The 20,491-nt window shown below is 44.2% G+C and carries 21 protein-coding genes and 1 pseudogene; 9 read left to right on the top strand and 13 right to left on the bottom strand.

Annotated elements, in window-relative coordinates:
• Genes GMES_RS20535 through GMES_RS20525 form a run of 3 tightly spaced genes read right to left on the bottom strand, consistent with a single transcriptional unit; the run spans position 1 to position 2,667 of the window.
• Positions 1–1,287: a TolC family protein gene (locus tag GMES_RS20535; protein WP_006994742.1), complete on the bottom strand. Its 1,287-nt coding sequence runs from the start codon at positions 1,285–1,287 to the stop codon at positions 1–3.
• 13 nt (positions 1,288–1,300) lie between these two features.
• On the bottom strand, positions 1,301–2,281 hold the full coding sequence (locus tag GMES_RS20530; RefSeq protein ID WP_006994741.1) for a M56 family metallopeptidase: 981 nt from the start codon (positions 2,279–2,281) through the stop codon (positions 1,301–1,303).
• Between the two features lie 8 nt (positions 2,282–2,289).
• Entirely contained in the window at positions 2,290–2,667 is a 378-nt protein-coding gene (locus GMES_RS20525; RefSeq protein ID WP_006994740.1) for a BlaI/MecI/CopY family transcriptional regulator, read from the bottom strand.
• Between the two features lie 92 nt (positions 2,668–2,759).
• On the opposite strand from GMES_RS20525, the gene GMES_RS20520 reads away from it, so the two are divergent.
• The gene (locus GMES_RS20520; protein WP_006994739.1) at positions 2,760–3,113 is read left to right on the top strand and encodes a DUF3147 family protein; all 354 of its coding nucleotides are present in this window, start codon (positions 2,760–2,762) and stop codon (positions 3,111–3,113) included.
• Between the two features lie 61 nt (positions 3,114–3,174).
• On the opposite strand, the gene GMES_RS20515 is transcribed toward GMES_RS20520, so the two are convergent.
• The 5 genes from GMES_RS20515 to GMES_RS20495 are packed head-to-tail and all read right to left on the bottom strand — an operon-like array spanning position 3,175 to position 6,650.
• Positions 3,175–3,405, bottom strand: coding sequence for a hypothetical protein (locus GMES_RS20515; RefSeq protein ID WP_226990352.1), 231 nt, complete (start codon positions 3,403–3,405; stop codon positions 3,175–3,177).
• Positions 3,406–3,461: 56 nt separating this feature from the next.
• Positions 3,462–4,565 (bottom strand): SAVED domain-containing protein, encoded by a 1,104-nt coding sequence (locus GMES_RS20510; RefSeq protein ID WP_006994737.1) that lies wholly within the window; start codon positions 4,563–4,565, stop codon positions 3,462–3,464.
• A complete protein-coding gene (locus GMES_RS20505; RefSeq protein ID WP_006994736.1) occupies positions 4,562–5,053 on the bottom strand; it encodes a type II CBASS E2 protein in 492 nt (163 codons plus the stop codon). Before GMES_RS20505 ends, GMES_RS20510 begins: the two co-directional genes overlap by 4 nt.
• On the bottom strand, positions 5,043–6,293 hold the full coding sequence (locus tag GMES_RS20500) for a nucleotidyltransferase domain-containing protein (protein WP_006994735.1): 1,251 nt from the start codon (positions 6,291–6,293) through the stop codon (positions 5,043–5,045). The genes GMES_RS20505 and GMES_RS20500 overlap by 11 nt, the downstream gene beginning before the upstream one ends.
• 12 nt (positions 6,294–6,305) lie before the next feature.
• Entirely contained in the window at positions 6,306–6,650 is a 345-nt protein-coding gene (locus GMES_RS20495) for a metal-dependent hydrolase (protein ID WP_337907641.1), read from the bottom strand.
• A gap of 251 nt (positions 6,651–6,901) precedes the next feature.
• Between GMES_RS20495 and GMES_RS20490 the strand changes: the two genes are divergently transcribed.
• The 4 genes from GMES_RS20490 (at position 6,902) to GMES_RS20475 (ending at position 9,296) form a co-directional block, all read left to right on the top strand.
• Positions 6,902–7,444, top strand: a complete 543-nt coding sequence (locus GMES_RS20490; RefSeq protein WP_006994734.1) for a hypothetical protein — start codon at positions 6,902–6,904, stop codon at positions 7,442–7,444.
• Positions 7,441–7,872, top strand: a complete 432-nt coding sequence (locus tag GMES_RS20485) for a hypothetical protein (protein ID WP_006994733.1) — start codon at positions 7,441–7,443, stop codon at positions 7,870–7,872. Before GMES_RS20490 ends, GMES_RS20485 begins: the two co-directional genes overlap by 4 nt.
• Positions 7,853–8,659, top strand: a complete 807-nt coding sequence (locus GMES_RS20480; protein WP_006994732.1) for an ImmA/IrrE family metallo-endopeptidase — start codon at positions 7,853–7,855, stop codon at positions 8,657–8,659. Before GMES_RS20485 ends, GMES_RS20480 begins: the two co-directional genes overlap by 20 nt.
• Before the next feature lie 370 nt (positions 8,660–9,029).
• Entirely contained in the window at positions 9,030–9,296 is a 267-nt protein-coding gene (locus GMES_RS20475; RefSeq protein WP_006994731.1) for a UvrD-helicase domain-containing protein, read from the top strand.
• Here GMES_RS20475 and GMES_RS20470 read toward each other — a convergent pair whose 3' ends face one another.
• Both GMES_RS20470 and GMES_RS20465 read right to left on the bottom strand, forming a co-directional pair.
• On the bottom strand, positions 9,297–10,679 hold the full coding sequence (locus GMES_RS20470; protein ID WP_006994730.1) for a PhoH family protein: 1,383 nt from the start codon (positions 10,677–10,679) through the stop codon (positions 9,297–9,299).
• 249 nt (positions 10,680–10,928) lie between these two features.
• Positions 10,929–11,792: pseudogene (locus GMES_RS20465) on the bottom strand (PIN domain-containing protein); the annotation flags it as partial.
• A 350-nt stretch (positions 11,793–12,142) separates the two neighbouring features.
• Here GMES_RS20465 and rapA point away from each other — a divergent pair.
• The 4 genes from rapA (at position 12,143) to GMES_RS22735 (ending at position 17,194) form a co-directional block, all read left to right on the top strand.
• Positions 12,143–14,974, top strand: coding sequence for an RNA polymerase-associated protein RapA (gene rapA, locus GMES_RS20460; RefSeq protein ID WP_006994728.1), 2,832 nt, complete (start codon positions 12,143–12,145; stop codon positions 14,972–14,974).
• Positions 14,975–14,988: 14 nt separating this feature from the next.
• Positions 14,989–15,645, top strand: coding sequence for a bifunctional tRNA pseudouridine(32) synthase/23S rRNA pseudouridine(746) synthase RluA (gene rluA, locus GMES_RS20455; RefSeq protein ID WP_006994727.1), 657 nt, complete (start codon positions 14,989–14,991; stop codon positions 15,643–15,645).
• 69 nt (positions 15,646–15,714) lie between these two features.
• On the top strand, positions 15,715–16,707 hold the full coding sequence (locus tag GMES_RS20450) for a DUF3530 family protein (RefSeq protein WP_006994726.1): 993 nt from the start codon (positions 15,715–15,717) through the stop codon (positions 16,705–16,707).
• 154 nt (positions 16,708–16,861) lie between these two features.
• Positions 16,862–17,194 carry a hypothetical protein gene (locus GMES_RS22735; protein ID WP_191917687.1) on the top strand — a complete coding sequence of 111 codons (333 nt, stop codon included), beginning with the start codon at positions 16,862–16,864 and terminating at the stop codon, positions 17,192–17,194.
• Positions 17,195–17,204: 10 nt separating this feature from the next.
• Here GMES_RS22735 and GMES_RS20440 read toward each other — a convergent pair whose 3' ends face one another.
• Genes GMES_RS20440 through GMES_RS20430 form a run of 3 tightly spaced genes read right to left on the bottom strand, consistent with a single transcriptional unit; the run spans position 17,205 to position 20,483 of the window.
• Positions 17,205–18,458: an AmpG family muropeptide MFS transporter gene (locus GMES_RS20440; protein ID WP_006994724.1), complete on the bottom strand. Its 1,254-nt coding sequence runs from the start codon at positions 18,456–18,458 to the stop codon at positions 17,205–17,207.
• A 46-nt stretch (positions 18,459–18,504) separates the two neighbouring features.
• The gene (locus GMES_RS20435; protein ID WP_006994723.1) at positions 18,505–19,455 is read right to left on the bottom strand and encodes a GGDEF domain-containing protein; all 951 of its coding nucleotides are present in this window, start codon (positions 19,453–19,455) and stop codon (positions 18,505–18,507) included.
• Positions 19,456–19,466: 11 nt separating this feature from the next.
• Positions 19,467–20,483, bottom strand: a complete 1,017-nt coding sequence (locus GMES_RS20430; RefSeq protein WP_006994722.1) for a response regulator — start codon at positions 20,481–20,483, stop codon at positions 19,467–19,469.
• Positions 20,484–20,491 lie beyond the last annotated feature (8 nt).

Here is a 20,491-nt window from a genome sequence, read left to right as displayed (position 1 = left end):
TCATTGGGAAATGGACGAGCCAGTCAGGCGTTGAATTTCAATATGTTGCAGGTGCAAACTTTCATATGCGTCTAATAATCGCGACTTAGCTGTCAGCAATTCCTGTCGAACATTGTTCCACTGGGTATAATTAAGCTTGCCGATGTCGAAGGCACTAGACGCATCTGACAAGGCATTTTCTAACAGCGGTATAATACGTTGCTGTATGGTGTCGATAACATGTCGTGAATGCCCCATTTCCTGAAGCAGCACGTAAAGTTGTGCGTCTAGCTTTTGTAACAAAGCACTGGCTTCATCAGCTAATACTTCTTGGTGTGCTTGTAATGCGGCAATCTTGCCAGCGTTGCGGTTGTTATTTCCCCATGGGATTGAGATCCCGGCAACTAGGCCGAAATCATCCGTCGCTTCGTACCGGCGCACACCGGCTGACAATTGCCATTGCGGCTTAGCCTCTATGCGAGCTACCTCTATTTGCGACTGAGCAATACGTCGCTGCGTAGCAAACTTGGCCAGTAGAGGCTGATTCTTCAGCTTATCTAATTGCGATTCCACAGACGGGTTAGCGGGCAATGCCAGCAAATTACCGCTCACTTGATAGGCTTTACCAGCCTCCCCCCACATTGACGTCAATTGATAATAACTGGCTGTTAATTCATGTTCTAAATCCTCAATGGCAAGTTCACGGCGCACCTGTTCAGCTTCGGCTTGTAATTTTTCAACATTGGAGCTTTTACCCGCGTCAACCCGCTTACTTATGGCACTGTGTACATCCTGTGCCTGTTGCAGGGCGATTCTATTGAGCTTTAATCGCTCATCTTTTATCAGTATTTGAATGAATTTTTTGGCGGTATGCGCGGCCAAGTCCAAAGAGGCTACCCGCTGCTCTACATCAAGTTGGCCAGTCTGAGATTTTACTGCGGCGATACGACTATCAATCTGTTTCTGCTGTAGCATCCAAGTAAATGTCAAAGTCGATTGCATACTGCGCAACGCACTATGATCGCCATTACCCAGCGCATCTTCTATCATAAGCCCAACCTGCGGACGTTTTCCTACACTGGCTTGTTGAACCAAACCTTTCTGCATGCGATATCTAGGCACAAAGGCATTAATTTCAGGGTGTTGTTGCAACGTTAGGGAAACAGCTTGCGACAAGGTTAATACCGGGCCTGATCCAGGGATAACTTCAGCAGAAGCTGAAAGTACCAGGGAGAGACTCAGCAAACCCGTACAAAACCGACTGGCGATCGGTTTTTCAGGTGCGCTGATTCGAAAAAATAGCTTCATGCCCTATCCTTATTTAGTGGGTGAAAAAAGTTTCAATAAAGTGGTGGAAACTATCGACGGTAGAGACCGCGAATAATGGCGCACCAATGAATGCGGCTATTGCAACAACCAATGCCAACACCGGTGTTTTTTCTAATGGCGAAACTAGCCTGTAGACCCGCTGGCTAATTTGTTCATTGGCAAAGTAACTGAGTTGCATGCCATCGCAATTGATAGGGAGTTTTTGCTGCAACTTAGCCACGTTTATTAAAGTTTGTGCTACATTCAGACTGTCATGAAAATGTGTAACGGCATGATCAGCCATCTGTTCTGTTAAAAGGCTGTAGTGCTGCATTAAAATATTATTGACGGACTTTGGGTAAAAACGGCAAAACAGTGCAAAGATCATTTTAAACAAAGGATCATAAGCTCGCACATGAGCAAGTTCGTGCTGGATGATAATATCTAGTGCTTGCTGATCCACTTGTTTTTGCAAGGCGGTGGTTAAGTAAACCTTCGGTGACAGTAGCCCAGATGTAAACGCTGTCGGAATAGTTAACTGGAGGGAATAAACCTGGTGACTATTGTGATTGGGCATTTCATTGGTGTCACAAAGCTCAAGCAAGTTGTCCATGGAAAGTGATTTTTTTCGGCTTTGGATAACAATAACAACCAACATCCAAGTCAAAATTAAGCTGCACACTAACAATGTCAAACCATGCCAGCTAGTAAACGTGAACAAATCTGCATGATGCCAGTGAGCGAAGTTTGCAATCCAAGATGCAAACAACCCACCTTCTACCCGAGGCCAAAATATTGCGACACAAATTGCCCCTATCCACCAAGGTCCCGTGGCCAGCAACCAGAGGGCTAACTTGCGGATACGGAAAGTGAAATGGCTCAGTTTTGAGAAACACAAGGGAGCCGATACTGACAGCACCACCACGCCAATAAAAAATGCCAGCAACGCCACACTCATTAGATTCAGAGTAATAGCCAAACTTCCCACTAACATATTTATGGTTACCCTCTGCGCAGTTTGCGTTGTTGCTCTATGAGCTGTTCCAGCTTGTCTAATTGAGCATCATCCAGATTTGCAGAAGCTGAACTAAAGGCCGCAATCAGACTATGTTCACCTTGCTCAACAAAATCACTGGTGACATTGGTGATTAATTTGGCAAGTAAGGCTTCCCGATTAACCTTGGTGCGATATAAATGGGCATGGCCTTGTTTAGTTCGACTTAACAACCCTTTTTTAAACAGTCTATCCAACGTACTTTGGATAGTATTCAGTGAATTCCCCCTAGTCTGACCAAGTACACTATGAACTTGTTTTGCATCAGCCTCTTTTTCTGACCACAGGTATTGCAGCACTAGTTTTTCCAATTCACCTAATTGCATGACATATTTCTCTTCACATAATGGGTATTATAGTGGCAGAATAAAAACCGATAGGCAATAGGTTTTTGTAACTAACAATAAAAAGGCATATTATGGGATGGCTGATAACCAAATATCTGATCACCGCAACAATTGTGGCGGCTGCATCAGAAATCGCAAAAAAAAGTGACAAACTAGGGGCGCTAATAGTGGCATTGCCCCTTGTCACTATTCTTACAATGATTTGGCTTCACGTTGAGAAACAACCAATAGAAAAAATAGCCAATCACGCCTGGTATACGTTCTGGTATGTAGTGCCAACACTTCCGATGTTTTTGTTATTTCCGACGTTGCTACAAAAGTTTAGCTTCTGGTTCTCACTGATTATCTGTGCTGTGATCACTGTCATTTTCTTTTGGCTCTTCGCTCTGGTGGTTAAGACCTTTGGGGTTGATTTATTGCGGTAGAAGCTTAACTAGCCTCTTAAAAATTTTTTGTTAAATGCCTTAACAGCTTTTTAAAGCGAACTTAGAAAGTATATGAAGGCTCGCAGCGATTTGACTGAGATAATAAAGACGCAGCCACAGACTTGGTCGTATCACTGTACTTGTCACTTTGCATAACAGCAGAGGCTACCCCTTCCATTTCAGCTCCAGCCTGATCTGAGGAGCTGGCTTGACTTAGAACATAACCAGCTAAGGTTTTCTGGATTTGTGATGAGCCACTGCCAGTCAAAATAGACGAAGCCAATGATGCCAACGTGGATGAGCTTTATTTCTTATTAGTCATAATTGACTCCTTCTTTTGGTATAACATCAAGCAACCTGCTTGAATTTGGTTTGAATAACTTCAACGTTCTTTCCATCTTCATGCGGTATATGAACGCACCACGGGTATCTCGTCGCTTGGTGTCGTTCATACTGGTACACAGAAACGCTTGGCAGATTCCGCTTGTCATAAGATTGGCCGAATCTGAAGGCAATGCTATTTTGCGAGGCTAGTACAAGATGGATATGCTCAACGCCCAGTCCTAGCAGCGTCTTGCAATATTCAAAGAACTCTCCGCTAAGACGATCTTGTTTTGCTTTTGACCAGTGGTTGTTTCTGTCGAGTGTTGGTAAAGATAGATAATGGACTGGTAGACCAGCGAAAACGCTGGCAATAGACAGTCTATCAACGGGATAAGACACTGAAACGGCCAGCACGACTGACTTGCCGATTGCTGACGATTGTTCGACAATGAATTCTTCACCATCATCAATTTCATCTAAATCACGCCAGTCCCCAATATCTCGGTCCCAGTCATGCAGTGTGATTCGACTTTCATCATCCAGCAGGTAGCCAGTATAAAATGCAAAGGGAACCGGAAGTACACCACCGTAAGCAATAGAGATATCTGAGGCTGCCAACTGAGCCGTTTTTTCAGCAAGGCTCATCTTTAGATTATTAACCTTGGCTAACGCCAAATCAGGTCTACTGATCACGTTCTCAGTAACCCGTTCACGTATCTCTTGGACGAGTGAATCGACTTGCCATGTGCATTCATTTTTGATGAATTCACTCAGCGGAGAATCAGACGTATCGACCAACCCTCGTTGCTCAATAACGACGGTCTTCTTTTTCTCATTCCGTTTCTTTTCATCCCGATAACGCTGATACTCCCACACAGCCCCTAAGGCCGTTAGTAAAATTCCGACAACAAAACCGATATTAAGGATGATTTGTGTCGTGCTTGATGATTGATAACCAAATACCAGCGTTCTCGCGGCATCTGAGTAAGAAAACGATACCGCCCAGCTTCCAATCAGAGTCATGGAAAAAAGCGCACCGCCAGTTCTGAAAACAATCAGTGCAGACGACCGCCTTCTGAATAACCAATCTGCGACTTTTTCAATGAAATAACTGATTGCTTTTTTCATTCCTCGCTCCCATCGTTTTCATCATGCTCTACACCGCCACCGTCCCACTTGCCGCAAGCCAGCCAAAACTCAAAATAAAGCAACCACATCGACGCCCACGGCAAGATTGTATCTGCCAAGAACATGGTGGACTGCCATTCGCTGACTTTGTTTTTTTGTTTGATAACGGGTAAAAACAGGCAGAGATGTATTCCTCTGATACCCGTTTGGTTCTGGTAGATGTGAGGTATTTTCTGGCCTTCAGCCAAAGCAGTTAGCTCAGGGGATTTAACAACGCAAACAGGAGGATGGCTGAGCGTATATCGAATGACCACCTGATACTCTCTTGAAACCGGGGTCGGCTGTAGCGTTCCTTCCCACTGTACCGTTTTATCATTGTCTAGGATCTCAACTGTTCCCGGACAATATTTCTTCAAAGCCAGATATTGGTCGCGTATTCCAACCACAGGGTTTTCCAAACGCTTTAAAAACGCTCTGTCAGTCGCCATAGAATCGGTTTCCTTTCACTTTCACCACTGGGGTGACGACACGTGAAGCAGCGTTCGCCTTTCCGGCGACGGTTGTTGTTATTGCGCCAGTCCCAAGTGCGACACTTAAGTTTCCATTGCTCCTATTCGCATTCACCGTTTCGATGATCCGGTCCTTCGCGGCAACGACAGGCCGTTCACCAAACGCCCCCGACAAAGCAGTGAACACATTGTCTATACCTTGATTGTTTGCACTCGCTAAATGCTCAAACGTGTCAACGGCGGCACGATGCCACGCATAAAAGGCGTTGCGGTATTTTTGCCCCTCTAGTCCTTCAACCCGATTCCACTTCTCGGCATAGTTTTCGGGTTTCATTGTCGGGTTTGTGATGAGCACTTCATCAAAATTGTTCTCAATGTGATGCGGCATCAGCTCGATAACGTCTAAGATCAAATCAAACTCGTTGTCGTACTCCTTACCGGACTTTACAACCTCAACATAGGCCAGGCTGGCGAGCATTGTAATAACCACAGAGATGGGGCGAAAATCAGCGTGAATGTTGCCGTCTTGTTGAGACCAAACATCGCGATGACGTTTTAAAATTTGAATAATCCGATTAAGTGGCTTTTTCTTTAACTGGTCTGGCAATTCCGTTACAGAACGGTTGGTCAATGCCTCCATAAACACGTGCGCTTTGCGTATCACGGGTAACATGGAACAGGCTTTATCAAATCCCTGGGCCATACCCTCGGGGTTCGACTCTTTAAAACCAGTGTGCTTATCGACAACCCATAAAGGATGCCCTTGTAATCCCTGTAGATCATACGCTTTTGCAGGCGTGATATCTAAGTGATAATCACCTTTATAGTTAATGCGTAATCCTCTGGGTAGGTCTTCTACCAATTCTTTATATACTTCGTTGTCTAACAGATGCTGCTTGACCACGCTGACGATTTCGTCCCGTGTAGCAAAAGCAGCGTTGGGCAAAAACAGAATGAGATCGACATCAAACTCTTCTTGGCCCAAGGGCTTATTCGTGGTCCGAAGTCGCATAGATCCCTGAGGGTATATCTGTGCTCCTTCCAGCAACGGATGTTCACAACTTGCTAAATAGTTGCCGACCGCCTTGTAAGCCGTTTCAATGCGCTCTCGCTGCGTTTTAGTCAGGTCTAGATTGTCGAACACTGAGTCCAACATCTCCACCAACATGGATTTCTTTTGCTCGCTTAGAGCCCGAGCATTGTTAAATAGTGAACTCATAGCCTTCCTCCATCATAATTTACCAACTAATGGCAGGCCCTTCGGTGTTGATGCATCACAAATTAAGTGGCTAAGGTAAGCTCCCCCACCAATTAACATGAGCCCCCGAAGAAACTTTTCAAATGGCTCGTCAGGCGACCACCGATACGCTTTCAGTAATCCGGCGGTGAGCAACGTCAACACAGTCATTCCGTGGAGAAACTGTCGATGATTGGGATGCAAAGCAGGCTCTAAAATGTCCGGTAGTCTTCCCATAAAGGCTCCTATAGCAGGTGCAACTACAACGTTGTGACTGGCTGGATGCTTTTTTTTATCTCGTAATGCAGCAGTCAAACCTACTCCAGCTCCTACCAACATATGTGTCTTCGCGTTTGGCATATTTTTTTATCCTCACTAATTCGGTAACATCTAATTATTCAACTCAGCCTTATTGTTTAAGGCCGAGCATTGGTCAAAAACTGGACATTGTTAAGAACAATTACTTTTGTCCTGATTAATTCGGTAACATCCAACCACGCAGTTTTGCCCCATATCTATTGAGGCCGAACTAAGTTTAAAAACTGGACAATGTCCAGAAATTATTTTTTGTCCGTCTAAGGGAGTAGCAAATGAAGAACTACGACTACTACACGGTCGATGAGATATTGAAGGCACTTGAGTCAAATACTGATGAAGTGCTTACAAGAACAGTAATCTTATCGAAGCACATCGTAGGAAAATCTGGACTCGCAATTAAAGCTGAAGAAGTGTTCAACGAAGCATTAGTGCGAATTCTTGATGATGATCGGCACATCCCCAAAGATATGCCACTTACAAAAGCCATTTGTAATGTTATGAGAAGTATCTGCTCTGGAATGGCTGAACGAAATCAAGAAAAGATTTTCAAACATTCTGAGTCGTTCGATGAACATGAAGAAGCAGGCAACATTCAAAACATCGAGGATGACGACACTACTGATTCTCGTTGGAGTGTTTTGCTCAACAACTTCAACCATGATGATGTAGCAATGCGTTTTTTGGCAGCCACACAAGAAGGTCAAAATAAATTGGAAATCTTAGAGTCAGTATTTGCTGGAGATGAAAAAGCCTATGACACAACGCGTAGGCGCATCGTAAGGAACGGACAAAAATACCTTAAGGAGACTGGATGATGGCTAACAAACAGATGAACAATTTACTCGACGATATCATGATCGAGAAAATTGCCAGTGCTTCAGTCAGTGAGCTTATGGCTGAATTCAATATTACTGCGGATGAAATTCAAACCACTCAATCTCAATTTTTAAACAGTGTGAAAAAACACAAACAACAACTTAAAAAGAATAGATTGAAAGATGCCAGAGCAAAACTAGAGCTAGAGAAGAAAAAACATGATTCCGTGGACGTTGCAGCGTTTTTAGCAAAAAAAGGGAAAGACGCAAAAGCAATCCTGATTGATTTACTCAAACAGCGAAAGCTACCAGAAAACCTTACTGTCGCGCATAGAGAAGGTAAAGAATTCACGGATGAAGATGCGAATCAAATAATCGCAAACCTTGTAGCTATGGGAGTGATCGACGTTGACGATAAAGGCGATTAAGGATTTTGTCGAATCGTTATATATTGACGAATTTGCGATATCAGATGCAAAAGAAATAGATATAGAAGCTATAGCATTTGAACAACAAGCTATTGTTCTAGAGAAACCACTCAACGGCTGTGAAGCAATGATAATTGGTGCAGGTGACAGAGCGACGATTACTGTAAACTCTGGAAGCGACGCGCCAAGAAAACGGTTTTCTGTCGGCCATGAGCTGGGCCATTGGTTTAAAGATCGCGGAAAAGTAGGCAACTTATGTACCCACAAAGATATGGAAAACCCCAGTGGAATATCACGCAATCGTGAAAATGTGGCCAATAGCTACGCGTCCGAGCTATTGGTTCCCTCCTATTTGTTAAAGGAACATCTGACAGGAAGTCGTTTCAATCTAGACTTGATGAGTTCCGTTAAAACCACTTTCGACACTAGCTTCATGATGACCTTACGTCGCGTGGTCAAAAGTGATCACCATATGGGATGCTTTGTCATATACCGCAAAGACGGAAGCAGGTATCTGTTTGATAAAAACAGTCAATTACCTGGATGCTTTTACCCAAGAGATAGAGTTCCTGATGGTTCAAAGATCTATGACTTGATTGTCAACGGCGTAAGTACTGGCCCCGGTGAAGTAGATGGCAATGTATGGTGCCGTGAAGGTTGGGCAGATGATGCGACGGTTTACGAACATGCCTTTCATTACCATGACGACCAGTTTGTGAGCTTGGTCTGGTGGGAAGATGAAGAGCCAATTTGGCAGTGTATAAGTAGCAAGGAAAAGTATGATTAATACAGCAACAGCGGACTCTCGAAATCCTGATGAGAACTATTAAAATAAAGCCTCCAAGCCGTTTCGGCACCACTTTAGTAGTAACAAAAAGGAAGTATCATGTCTTGGAACAAAAAGGTTAAAGACTTACTAAAATCACTGAGCCTTTCAACAAAAAAAGTCACTCGAAAACGGCAGTGTCGTTTAAAAAGCATTATCTTAGAAAAGGTCAGAAAGCAGGCTACTTCAAAGCCCCAAAGAACTCACGACGACCATTGAGCATGTCTACACTGAAGTCCCAAAATACGAAATCCATGATTCGTATATCGTCCCAGACACACCATAGAATTTCGATGAACGTGATAGCCAGGAATTTTCAGACAAAGTACTGATGAATTTACCGGAAAATAAGCAACCGAATCAGGAACAAAGACAACTTAAATTCTCTAGCTCAAGAAACACGCTTACCTTAGCAGGCGCTGGCTCAGGTAAAACAACATCTCCTATCAATCAACTTTCGTTTTTGCACACGCAGTGCAAAATACCTCTTGAAGAGCTAACAGTCTCATCGTTTACGAGAGCCTCCGTCGCTGAACTCAGTGATGAAGAGGATCGAAGTTACAAAGAAGCTCTGAAAAGAGCCTTACCTATTTCTTGATTACAAATTCTGCTCTGTAAACTGCGCCAACGAGCTTCGTTCTACTTCGTCGAATATCAGAACACTGCCCTTATCATAATTACGATATACGTTGACTGCCGCTGTAGCTCCGCTAGATGCAGGTGTTACAAACTTGTCGTCAATCTGAGCTAAGTTGCCAAGCAGGATTGTGCGGCAGTTTTTCCCTCCTCGGCTAAGCATCCCTTTCATCTGTGCACGAGTCATATTCTGAGCTTCGTCAATTATTAAAACGGCATCGTCGATAGAGCGGCCTCGGAAATATGCCATTGAGGTGAATTCGATGTTCGCTCGTTCGATAATATGCTCCACAGTGGCATGAATATTTGCATCATGATCGTCATCAGCATGCATTGAAATCAAGGCATCTGTAATACCTGCAAGTAAAGGCATCGACTTCTCTTTTAGGTCTCCGGGAAGGAAGCCGGGGTCTTCGTCCATAAAGTCGCGAGACCTCACAACAACGATTTTTTTATACTGTTTCAACTCCAAAACTTGGTGCAACGCAGCTGCTACCGCCAAAAATGTCTTTCCGGAGCCAGCAGGGCCAAGGATGATATTTAAATCAAAATGAGGGTCAGTTAATTGACTCACAGCAATGGCTTGTCTCGAATTCTTGGGGCTTATCCCCCAGATTTTGTTGTGTTTTCTGGGCAGCAACTTTGTGAAGACATGTTCGTCTGTTACTTCTGTAACAAATCCAATGTGTCCCGCATCATCATACCAAAACATGTTGTATTGGACCTCTTCATTAAAGAGGTTTCTATCAAGTTGATAAACCTCACCGGAAAGCTTAAACCCATCGTCTGACTTAACGCGATCAAACAAATCGCCTTCGAAGGCCTGGACTCCGGTGTACAGTAAATCGATGTCAGATATTTGATGATCTACAAGTACATCCTCTGCATCGACACCAATGGTTCTCGCTTTGAGTCGCATATTGATGTCACGTGATACTAGTGTGACTTCCTGTCCCAATACCTTCTGCATATGCAGCGCGTAGTTGATAATACGATTATCGGCGTCGCTACCAATTCCCTGTTTTAATTCGCTTTGAACATCTAAATTGGTGTCAATACCAATAAATAGCTTCCCTCGTTTGACAGACTCATTAGAGGGCAGTGGAATGCCCTTCTCCATCTGCTCTGCGCTGTGTCCGTTAATGATGTCTTCAAGCATTCTGATAACAACTCTTGCGTCAGCACTAACGCTCTTCTCCCTACGTTCTTTTAAATTATCTAACTCTTCTAGCACCGTCAGACAAATATACACATCATCTTTGTAGGAAAGCAGGCTCTTGGGATCATGAACCAATGCTGATGTGTCTAGTATTCTTGGATTCTTATTCTCGCTTGGATTTTTCATTTTAATTCCTCTTTGAGAATTACTTTTATGAGTAGTCATTTAAGATTTACCTCGGCTTATAATTATTCTTTGTGCCTCATACAGGTGAAATCCTTAATCGGTTTTAGTGAATGCTCTCTGTTGTCATCTCGTAGCTGTCAAAGAGAAAATAATTCGGTTGAGGGTGAAGTACGAACATAGTAGTCCCAATAAATACAAGGCTCTCAGGTAGGTCTGCACAAATATTGAAAAAAAACTTGCGGTAATACCTGTTTTACCACTTCCTGCTGGGCCGGTTAAAATCACTAAATCTATATGTGGGTCCAGCAAAGAGTGAAACGCCATGGCTTGACCGATATTCTTAGGGGTAATTCCCCAAGCTCGTCGGCCCATTAAGCGCTCGTAGCCCAAATCGAGTACGTCAATTTCCGTTTCTGACACAGATTCAACCAAACCTGCGAAGTGTTCAGTGTCATCGAGTAAATACTCGTTCACATAGGCCTCTGGCAACACCTCTCGGGCGAGAGTGTGAATGGTATCACGACCTTCTGAGCGGCTATCGACTGCGGTAACTTCGTTCCAAAAATCCCCATTAAAACGATGAAAACCTTTAGATAAGTATTTGATGTCACTAACTAGCTGATCTGTTCGGTAGTCTTCAACGTGGGCTAGACCAGCACCTTTGGCTTTGAGCCGCATGTTGATGTCTTTGGTTACTAGGGTAACGAGCCTTGGGCTGCATTGCCCTTGTAAATGCAGCGCAGTGTTAATAATACGATTGTCGTTTTCATCACTGGTAAACACGTGCTGATCCGCAGGCAATGCATGATCGACAAAAATCGACAAACTGCCTGTTGGCGCGTTATCACCTACGCCAATTCCTTGCATGCTTACGCCTGCCATTAACTCCTCTGGCGTGGCGTCGTGAAGTAAGTCTTCCATTGCGCGAATGGAAACTCGAGCATCACGGGCGACATCTTTTTTACTGTCTTTGATATAGTCAAGCTCTTCGAGGACAGTCATTGGGACGACTACGTCATGCTCTTTGAAAGATAGAAATGCGAGGGGTTCGTGTAGGAGGATATTGGTATCGAGTACGTAAATTCTTGTGTCTAACGCTTTTTTTTCTGGCATTCGTCACTCCATTTGAATAAAAGGCACTGCAAAACAAATCACCTATAAACAGCCAATCAGTTACATCACTCAGCTGCTATTGGCCATCTGTTAGTCAAACAATAAACCACTTTTGTTCCTTATTCATCTACTTTTATTACATGGCCTCTATGCCACCATTTAGCTTAAAACCCGCGCGCAGGAACTTAGATTACTAGGAATGGGCTTGGGTTAACGACTTTTATGCACAATATGTTTATATCAAGGTGGATTGACCTCCATCCCTAAGCACTATTGGTATACAATGCGCGCCGAAATTATTCCGCCCGCATCAAAAAGTCAGTTATGCATACACTGTTGGGAGACACTCTATGGCGCAAAAACACTCATTCGCACTTGGTCAACGTTGGTTAAGCGATACCCAAACAGAACTCGGCTTAGGGACTGTGGTATCCGTTGATAATCGCGCCGTCAGTTTGTTATTCCCTGCCACGGGTGACAGCCGAGTGTATGCCAAGCAAAGTGCACCACTGACCCGCATTACATTTGGTGAGGGCGATAATATTACCAGCCACGAAGGTTGGGATATGAAGATCACCAGCGTTAGTGAACATAATGAGATGTTGACCTATACCGGAATTCGTCATGACACCGAAGAAGAGGTGTTGTTGAAAGAAACCTTTATCGATCATCATTTTCAGCTAAACCAGCCAGAACAACGCTTGTTTGCAGGGCAATTTGACCACCCCAAATGGTTTGATTTACGCGAGCAATGTTTGAATCACCAATACAGCCATAGTACCTCATCATTATTGGGTTTTGTGGGAGCTAGGGTTGATTTAATCCCTCACCAATTGCACATAGCAGCAGAAGTGGGCCGTCGTTTTGCACCTCGAGTATTACTTGCAGATGAGGTAGGACTTGGGAAAACCATTGAAGCTGCGCTGATTATCCACCAGCAATTACTGACGGCCCGTGCTGAACGAGTATTAATTGTCGTGCCTTCAAGCTTAGTGCATCAATGGTTGGTTGAAATGCTGCGCCGGGTGAACCTCGCGTTTTCCATCTTCGATGAAGAGCGCTGCAGCGCCATGGCCGGCGAAAGTGGTAACCCGTTTGAATCTGAGCAGCTGGTTATTTGTAGTTTGGACTTTCTAACCCACAACAGCAGCTACTACGAGCTAGCCATGCAAGCCCCATGGGATTTAATGGTGGTTGATGAAGCCCACCACCTGATTTGGAGTGAAGGCCAGCCGTCTCAAGAATACCAAGTAGTGCAAGGTCTCGCCCAAGTAACCAAAGGTGTGCTGCTATTAACCGCGACCCCTGACCAACTTGGCCACGAGAGCCACTTTGCACGGCTGCGCTTGCTAGACCCTGCGCGTTTCCATGATTACCAAAGTTTTGTCAAAGAAGAGCAGCAGTACAGTACTTTGGCCCAAGCTATTTCCCCCTTGATGTCGGGTGATGCCTTAAGCTCGGATAACATTACAGCTATTGAAGCATTCGCTAAAGACGAAGATCTGGGTGACATCAATGCTATGTCTGCTAGGCAAAAAACGCAGTTGCTGCACAATTTACTCGACAGACACGGCACAGGCCGTTTGCTTTTCAGAAACAGCCGCGCTGGCGTCAGTGGTTTCCCTGATCGTAAATTGTATAGCTACAGCCTAGAGCAACCAGAAGAGTATATTGCCGCCCAAGATGAAGACCCAACCAACTTGTCGTTGCATTTAACCCCTGAGCGCAATCCAGATATGGTCAACAGCTGGTTCAATATTGACCCAAGAGTGGACTGGTTTATTGAAAAACTGCAAGAGCTCAAAGGTGAGAAAGTTCTCACTATTTGTGCCAACGCTGGCACTGCATTGCAGTTAGCTGAAGTACTGCGAGTAAAAGCCGGTACTCGGGCAACAGTGTTCCATGAAGGTATGGGCATAGTAGAGCGCGACAAAGCCGCAAACTATTTTGCACAAACCGAAGAAGGCGCCCAGGTGCTAATTTGTAGTGAAATCGGTAGTGAGGGGCGCAACTTCCAATTTGCTCACCACCTGGTGTTATTTGATTTACCTCAAGTACCAGATTTACTGGAGCAGCGTATTGGTCGTCTTGATCGTATCGGGCAAACTCACGATGTGTGCATTCATGTGCCTTATTTTGATATGAGCGCACAACAAGTGCTGCTTGACTGGTATCACCAAGGCCTGAATGCGTTCGAGCACACCTGCCCTACAGGCATGACAGTATATGAGGAAACTCAAGAACTACTGCATAGCTGCTTGATGTTCCCCACGGACTTCGCAGCGAGCGAAAGCTTGATTAACCAAACCGCAAGTTTGCACAGACAACTCAAAGAGCGATTAGAACAAGGGCGTGACAAACTACTTGAGCTTAACTCGTCAGGCAAAGGCCGAGTGGAAAAACTGCAAAAAGAAATACTCGCCGCAGAAGACTCTCCAACCCTTGAGCTGTTCATGACACGCTTATTTGACACCCTTGGCCTCGCCCAAGAAGACAAAGACGAAAGCTGTTATATCCTTCGGCCCACTGAAACCATGGTAGCGACGTTACCGGGCCTTGATGAAGAAGGCATGACCATTACCTACGAGCGCACCACCGCGACCCGTTTGGAACACGTGAACTTCTTTAGTTGGGACCACCCCATGGTGCAACACGCCATGGAGACCGTCACTACAGAGATTACGGGTAAGAGCTCGGTAGCATTGGGGGAGGATAAATCCTTACCGGCTGGTGCATACTGGCTAGAGTGCTTGTTTGTGTTATCTGGTAAAGCTGAAAAATCATTGCAACTCGATCGCTTCTTGCCACCAACACCGATTAAAATCTGTGTTGATACCACCAACAGTGTGGTTGAAAAACAATTTACTAAGCTGGACAAAGTACGCGGTAAAATGGGTAATCAATTGATTAAAGCCTTAACACCTCAATTAACCAAAGCCTTAGCTATAGCGCAAAATCAAGGTGAAGCCGACGCGGAAAAAGTGCGCAAGCAGTGTCAAAAGCAAATGAAGTCCTTGCTTGGCGGTGAGCTAAAACGCATGCAAAGCTTACAAAAAGTGAACCCGTCAATTCGCGATGAAGAAATTGCCCACTTGCAGCAACAAATCGACGACTTGAAACTGGTTATTAGCGAAGCGCGGGTGAATCTTGAAGCCATCAGACTGATAGTAAACAACCCCTAGGAAGAACTGAGTTTATGGCCATAGTCAATTATGCGCCGCCCACGCGGCCATATTTACAGATAGTGTTTAAGGATGAATATGTGTTGGTACTCAATAAACCAAGTGGCTTATTGACTGTACCGGGCAAGGCCCTTGAACATAAAGACAGCTTAGAATTGCGGGTGCAGCGGGTATATCCCACAGCCCGTATTGTGCATCGTTTAGATATGGCCACATCCGGTTTACTTGTGATGGCGCTTGATAAAGACACTCATCGTCGACTATCAAAGCAGTTTGAGTTGCGTCAAACACATAAAACCTATATCGCCAGAGTATTTGGTCAGGTCAATGGCGAACGTGGCAGTGTCGATTTGCCGCTAATATGTGATTGGCCGAACCGGCCTAAACAAATGGTTTGTCAGCAAAGAGGCAAACCCTCATTAACTCATTGGCGCGTTTTAGAGCGAAATGATGATATGACGCGAATGGAGTTAACGCCAGTAACAGGACGCTCCCACCAACTAAGAGTGCACATGTTGAGCTTAGGGCACCCTATTTTAGGTGATCGCTTGTATGCCCATTCTGACGCGTTGAGGATGGCTAACAGACTGCAATTACATGCGCAAACCTTGGGTTTTACCCATCCTGTAACGAACGCATCAGTGGATTTTCACGCCCCAGTTCCTTTTTAATGTAGCCTTTACTAAAGTTCCTTTATTTCGCGCCCGATAACAGGCTATGGCGAGGGAAATATAGTTTCTATGAACATCTCATTTATTAACAAATTCAAAGTATTTTTGCATGGCATTTACATGCCTGCCCTTCACGCTTTCATAAACAGCATTGCGTTATGTTGCATGCTGTTCTTACCAAGTATGACAAGCGCTAGCCCCCTGACAGACGTGCAACGTCAATTGTTTCCTGACAAGGCTAAAATCCTACAAGCGAATAACAAACCTACGATAATCATTGAGTCACAAAACACCACATCTAACTTAAATGGCGTAGCCATATTGGTTGGCGAAACGGGACGCCCTCCCTCGAGTCAGCAAAACTTGGCCATCCTCACTCAATACCTAAATGACTTAGGTTGGGTGACGATACAAATAACACCTCCGACAATTGGTTTTGAGCCCGATTTAAGTGACGAAGAAACAGCCGCATCAGATACTCAATCTCAAGAGTCGGCGACTGACGTATCGCAAGATGACGCATTAGATGATGAAACCGAATCCACACAAGAGAATACCCAAGCACCGAATGAAGTAGCTAACAGCTCACCAGCATCCCCTCAGTACCAGTTACACCGTATAAGCAATGGACACTTCTTGCAGCATGAGCAAGAGCTGCGTGAATTAATGCAAGCGACTTTGGCTAGGGCTCAGAGTTACTCTGGATTTAGATTGATAATCGCCCAAGGCACTAGCGCCGCTTGGTTGATAAAGATTTATGCTGAAAAACAAATTCCTAACCCTGACGCTCTAGTGGCAATTAGTCCGTTTTGGCCCCAGCGCAACTTGAATGCGCTCATTGCGAATTACACTGCAGTGACAGAAATGCCGTTACTCGATATCTATAGTCCTCACGACAATAACTGGAGTCTATTGAGCGCAACCCAGCGCGGAATTGACGCTACCAGAAATCTAAAACTCGATTACCGACAGCGACAACTTACCAACACATTTAACACCTCATCAGATAGCGCATTTGTGAGTAAAGAAATACACGGTTGGCTGCATTATTTAGGTTGGTGAGTCACGAAAGACACTGTAGTACTCAGATAAAACATTCTGAATTTCAGCAAGATAGCTAAAATGTGCTGCATTTTTTGGGTAAAGACCAAACAAAATCACTACAAAACACTATACTTTTGTCTAGTTCGACTTATTGATACGAGGGTATTAGGCAGTGATAAGTGTACAAAAATTCTTAAATGTTAAGTCTCAGCAGCTCGCATACTTTGTTCGAGCATTCTGGAACAATCGCATAGTTTACAAAGAATTAGACTTGTATTTTTGGGATACCATGGAGGAATGGTCTCAAGTCAGCCATTTAGCAGACCATCCATGTTCGCAACAAGAGCGCGTGTTTTGGTATGTACTTCACCAGTTGCATTTTTGGCCAGAGAAAACATTACGAGAAGACTCCAATTTACGCAATGATTTAGACTTATGCGTTAACTTCTTAGAAAGCGAAGATGAATATCCATTTCCTTATGAATATTTAGGCTCGCGACCTTAACAGAGTGCCGTTAAGGTTGCGTGTCCTCGCTTTTAGCTACATGCCAAGGTGCTATTTTTAGCAGCATTAACATCCCCGGAATAGCGCACACAAAACAAATAATAAAAAACTGAGTGTACCCCACCGCTTCAATAACATAACCAGTGGTGGCACTCACAAATGTACGTGGTACCGCGGCAATACTTGAAAATAAAGCGAACTGTGTAGCAGTAAAATGGCGATTAGTAGATTTAGCCATAAACGCGATGAGCGCTACCGAGCCCAGCCCGACACCAAAATATTCAAAGCCGCTAGCAATCGCCAATACGAGATGGTTATACCCCACCATGGATAACATGACGTAACCCAAAATAGATATCAATTGAAACACGCCGAACACCCATAAGCTTCTATTAATACCCAGCTTGATCATGGCGATACCGCCTAAAATTGTTCCAGCGGTTGCTCCAATCGTTTTAGCTATTTTTGCAATGGAGCCTATTTCCACTGTCGAAAACCCCATGTCCAGAAAGAAAGGCGTTTCTAAGGCGGTGGCCATACTGTCGCCTAATTTATAGAACATGATGAACAGCAAAATAAGCACAGCTTGCTGCCAACCTTGACGCTGAAAAAACTCAACAAAAGGCTCGACCACAGCTGAGCGCAATGTTTGCGGCTCTTCACCTGCTTTAGAAGTCTCGTTGATCATTAATGTGGTAACCAAACCCACTAGCATAAAAGCCGCAATGCTTAAGTGCGCTACCGACCAAGGGTAGAAGCCGGCAAGGATCATTGCCAGTGAGCCTGGGACAAAAGAAGAGATTCGATATGCCTGAGCGTAAAAGCCATTGCCGGCTCCTAGCTCATCGTCCGGCAGTAATTCACGCCGATAGGCATCAATAACAATATCTTGGCTGGCGCTGAAAAACGCGATGGCCGCCACTATGATAATAATCTGGCTAATCTCTGTCGCTGGGTCGTAGAGAGATAATAGCCCCATCAACACAATAAGCCCCACTTGGGTAATGAACATCCAGCCTCGTCGTCTGCCGAGCATAGGTACTACGAAGCGATCCATTACTGGGGACCAAATAAATTTCCATGTATAAGGAAACAGAACGAGATTGATCAAGCCGATAGTGGACAAATCGATGTCAGCGGAACGAAGCCAAGCTGGCACAAACTGAATCAATAAATAAAGGGGAAGGCCGGATGAAAAACCAGTGCAAATACAAATAAGCATGCGCTTATTTAGCAACGCTTGACGTAACGTTTTATTATTCATAACAACTAGATATTCTTTTAATTATACTGTGACTTAAGCGTTTACTTTAAGCAATAACCACCCGATTACGACCGCTAATTTTCGCCTGATATAGGGCTTTATCAGCACTTTCTAACCATTGCATATGTTGTTCAAATACAGGGGAAAATTGCGCTATGCCTAAACTGACTGTAAAGGAAATAGTCTGCTGTTCATACTCAATTTTGAGTTTTTCAACAGTCTCTCTAATTCGTTGGGCGAGTATCATTACATTTGGTGAGGCCGTATCGGGTAATAAAATTGTGAATTCTTCACCGCCGTAACGACCACAAATATCCGTTTCTCTCGTCACGTCTTTGAGCAACTTTGCTAGTCGGCGTATAACTTCATCGCCCGCAGGGTGACCATAGTTATCATTGATTTTTTTAAAATGATCGATGTCTAATATGATGACTGACGACTGACTCGGCTTACGCAAATTGCGTTTAAACTCTCGACTAAATTGCTCTTCCCAATAGCGACGATTGTAAATGCCAGTTAGCCCATCAATTCGGCTTAATCGCTGCAACTCATTGTTAAGTTCTTCAATCGCCTGCTTGCTCACAGCCTGATCTGTTACGTCATACACCACTATGCAAACTTGCTCTACTTGACCCGATAAGGAAGCCAAAGGAAATATGGTGATGTTTTGGTACATGAACTTAGAGGGCGAAGTAATGGGTCGATTAGCGCCAAACCGAAAAAGAAAAGGTCGCTGCTCCCAGATAACAAAAACCGGACTTTTCATGGAGAAAACAGGTTCAACCTTGACCCTAAGCCAAGTTTCGTCGATTTCTGGAAAATGAGCAAATAGAGATGTACCTCGGATCGTACTCGGTGCAATATTGCTGTGGTTCTCCATAAACAAGTTCCACACCTGTACCAGATATTCGCGGTCAACGACCACAATGCCTACTTCAATGGAACCAAGTAAATCGTGCTTCCAATGCATTTCGGCTAACTCTTTCATATCCTGCACTGTTGCAACTCCTATTGGGTAACCGTAACAAGTTTTGCGTAAACTAATTCCATTGCATTACCGGGAAACAGCAATAACAAATCAAACTGAATATCATGGGACTTAATAGCATAGGCGATTTCAATTGCTAGAATTTTATCCCAACGTTCATGATTACTCTCAAGCACTTGATCAATATCACAATGGCGACCTAATATAATCGGGTGATTGTGACTAAACGTAACATGTAGTTGTTCTGATAATGCATTGATACAGGCGCCCACAAGAATATTTGAAATATCCATCAGCACTTCTAACTCAGATTCTTCTTCAGTCCGATTCTGTTTATAGTTCAACAACTTGCCCATATTGACGATGTTAACATCATTAAAAATAACCAATGCCTCACCGTTAATCCCCGCGCCAATGAAACCATGAGAAACCGCAGATAATCTATCACTCGCTTTCACATCAGTCATTGCCATGTGCAGTTCGTTGTTAGTGATTAAATTGACGTTAGGAATGGGTAACTGGATAAACTCACCTAGTAACTTTGCGACTTGCTCGCCGGCTCTTCCCATCGCCACGTTTGCCATCTCACGGTAGGCGTCAAGCTCCGCCCCTTGACTATGCGGCTCGACGATAGCCACTTTTTCGGTACGCCCTTTAGAGGTCATATCTCCAGAATACACACCATACTGGCGTAATATTTCACCCAGCTTTTGATTATCGATAGGTTTAGCAATAAAAGCTATGGCCCCTAAACCGAGCATTTTTTTATGGGCTTCAGGCTGAACATCTCCCGAGACTACTATCACTAATGTTGGTAGGTCCTGCTCTTTTACGATTTGCATGGTTTGGTAACCATCCATGACTGGCATATTCAAATCGAGAAACATGACATCAGCTTTTCCTTGCTTGATGGCACTGAGTGCTTCTTTACCATTTTCGGCAAAGTGAATGTCCACATCCCAGCCATCTGGTATCGCACGAGCCATTTGACGGCGAGCAAAACCGGAGTCATCACAAATAAGGACTGACATTGTCATAAAGGTAT

This window comes from Paraglaciecola mesophila KMM 241, assembly GCF_000315015.1.
Taxonomy (GTDB): Bacteria; Pseudomonadota; Gammaproteobacteria; order Enterobacterales; family Alteromonadaceae; genus Paraglaciecola; species Paraglaciecola mesophila.
The sequence above is the reverse complement of the archived record's forward strand: the minus strand, read 5'-3'. Positions and strand labels throughout refer to the sequence as shown.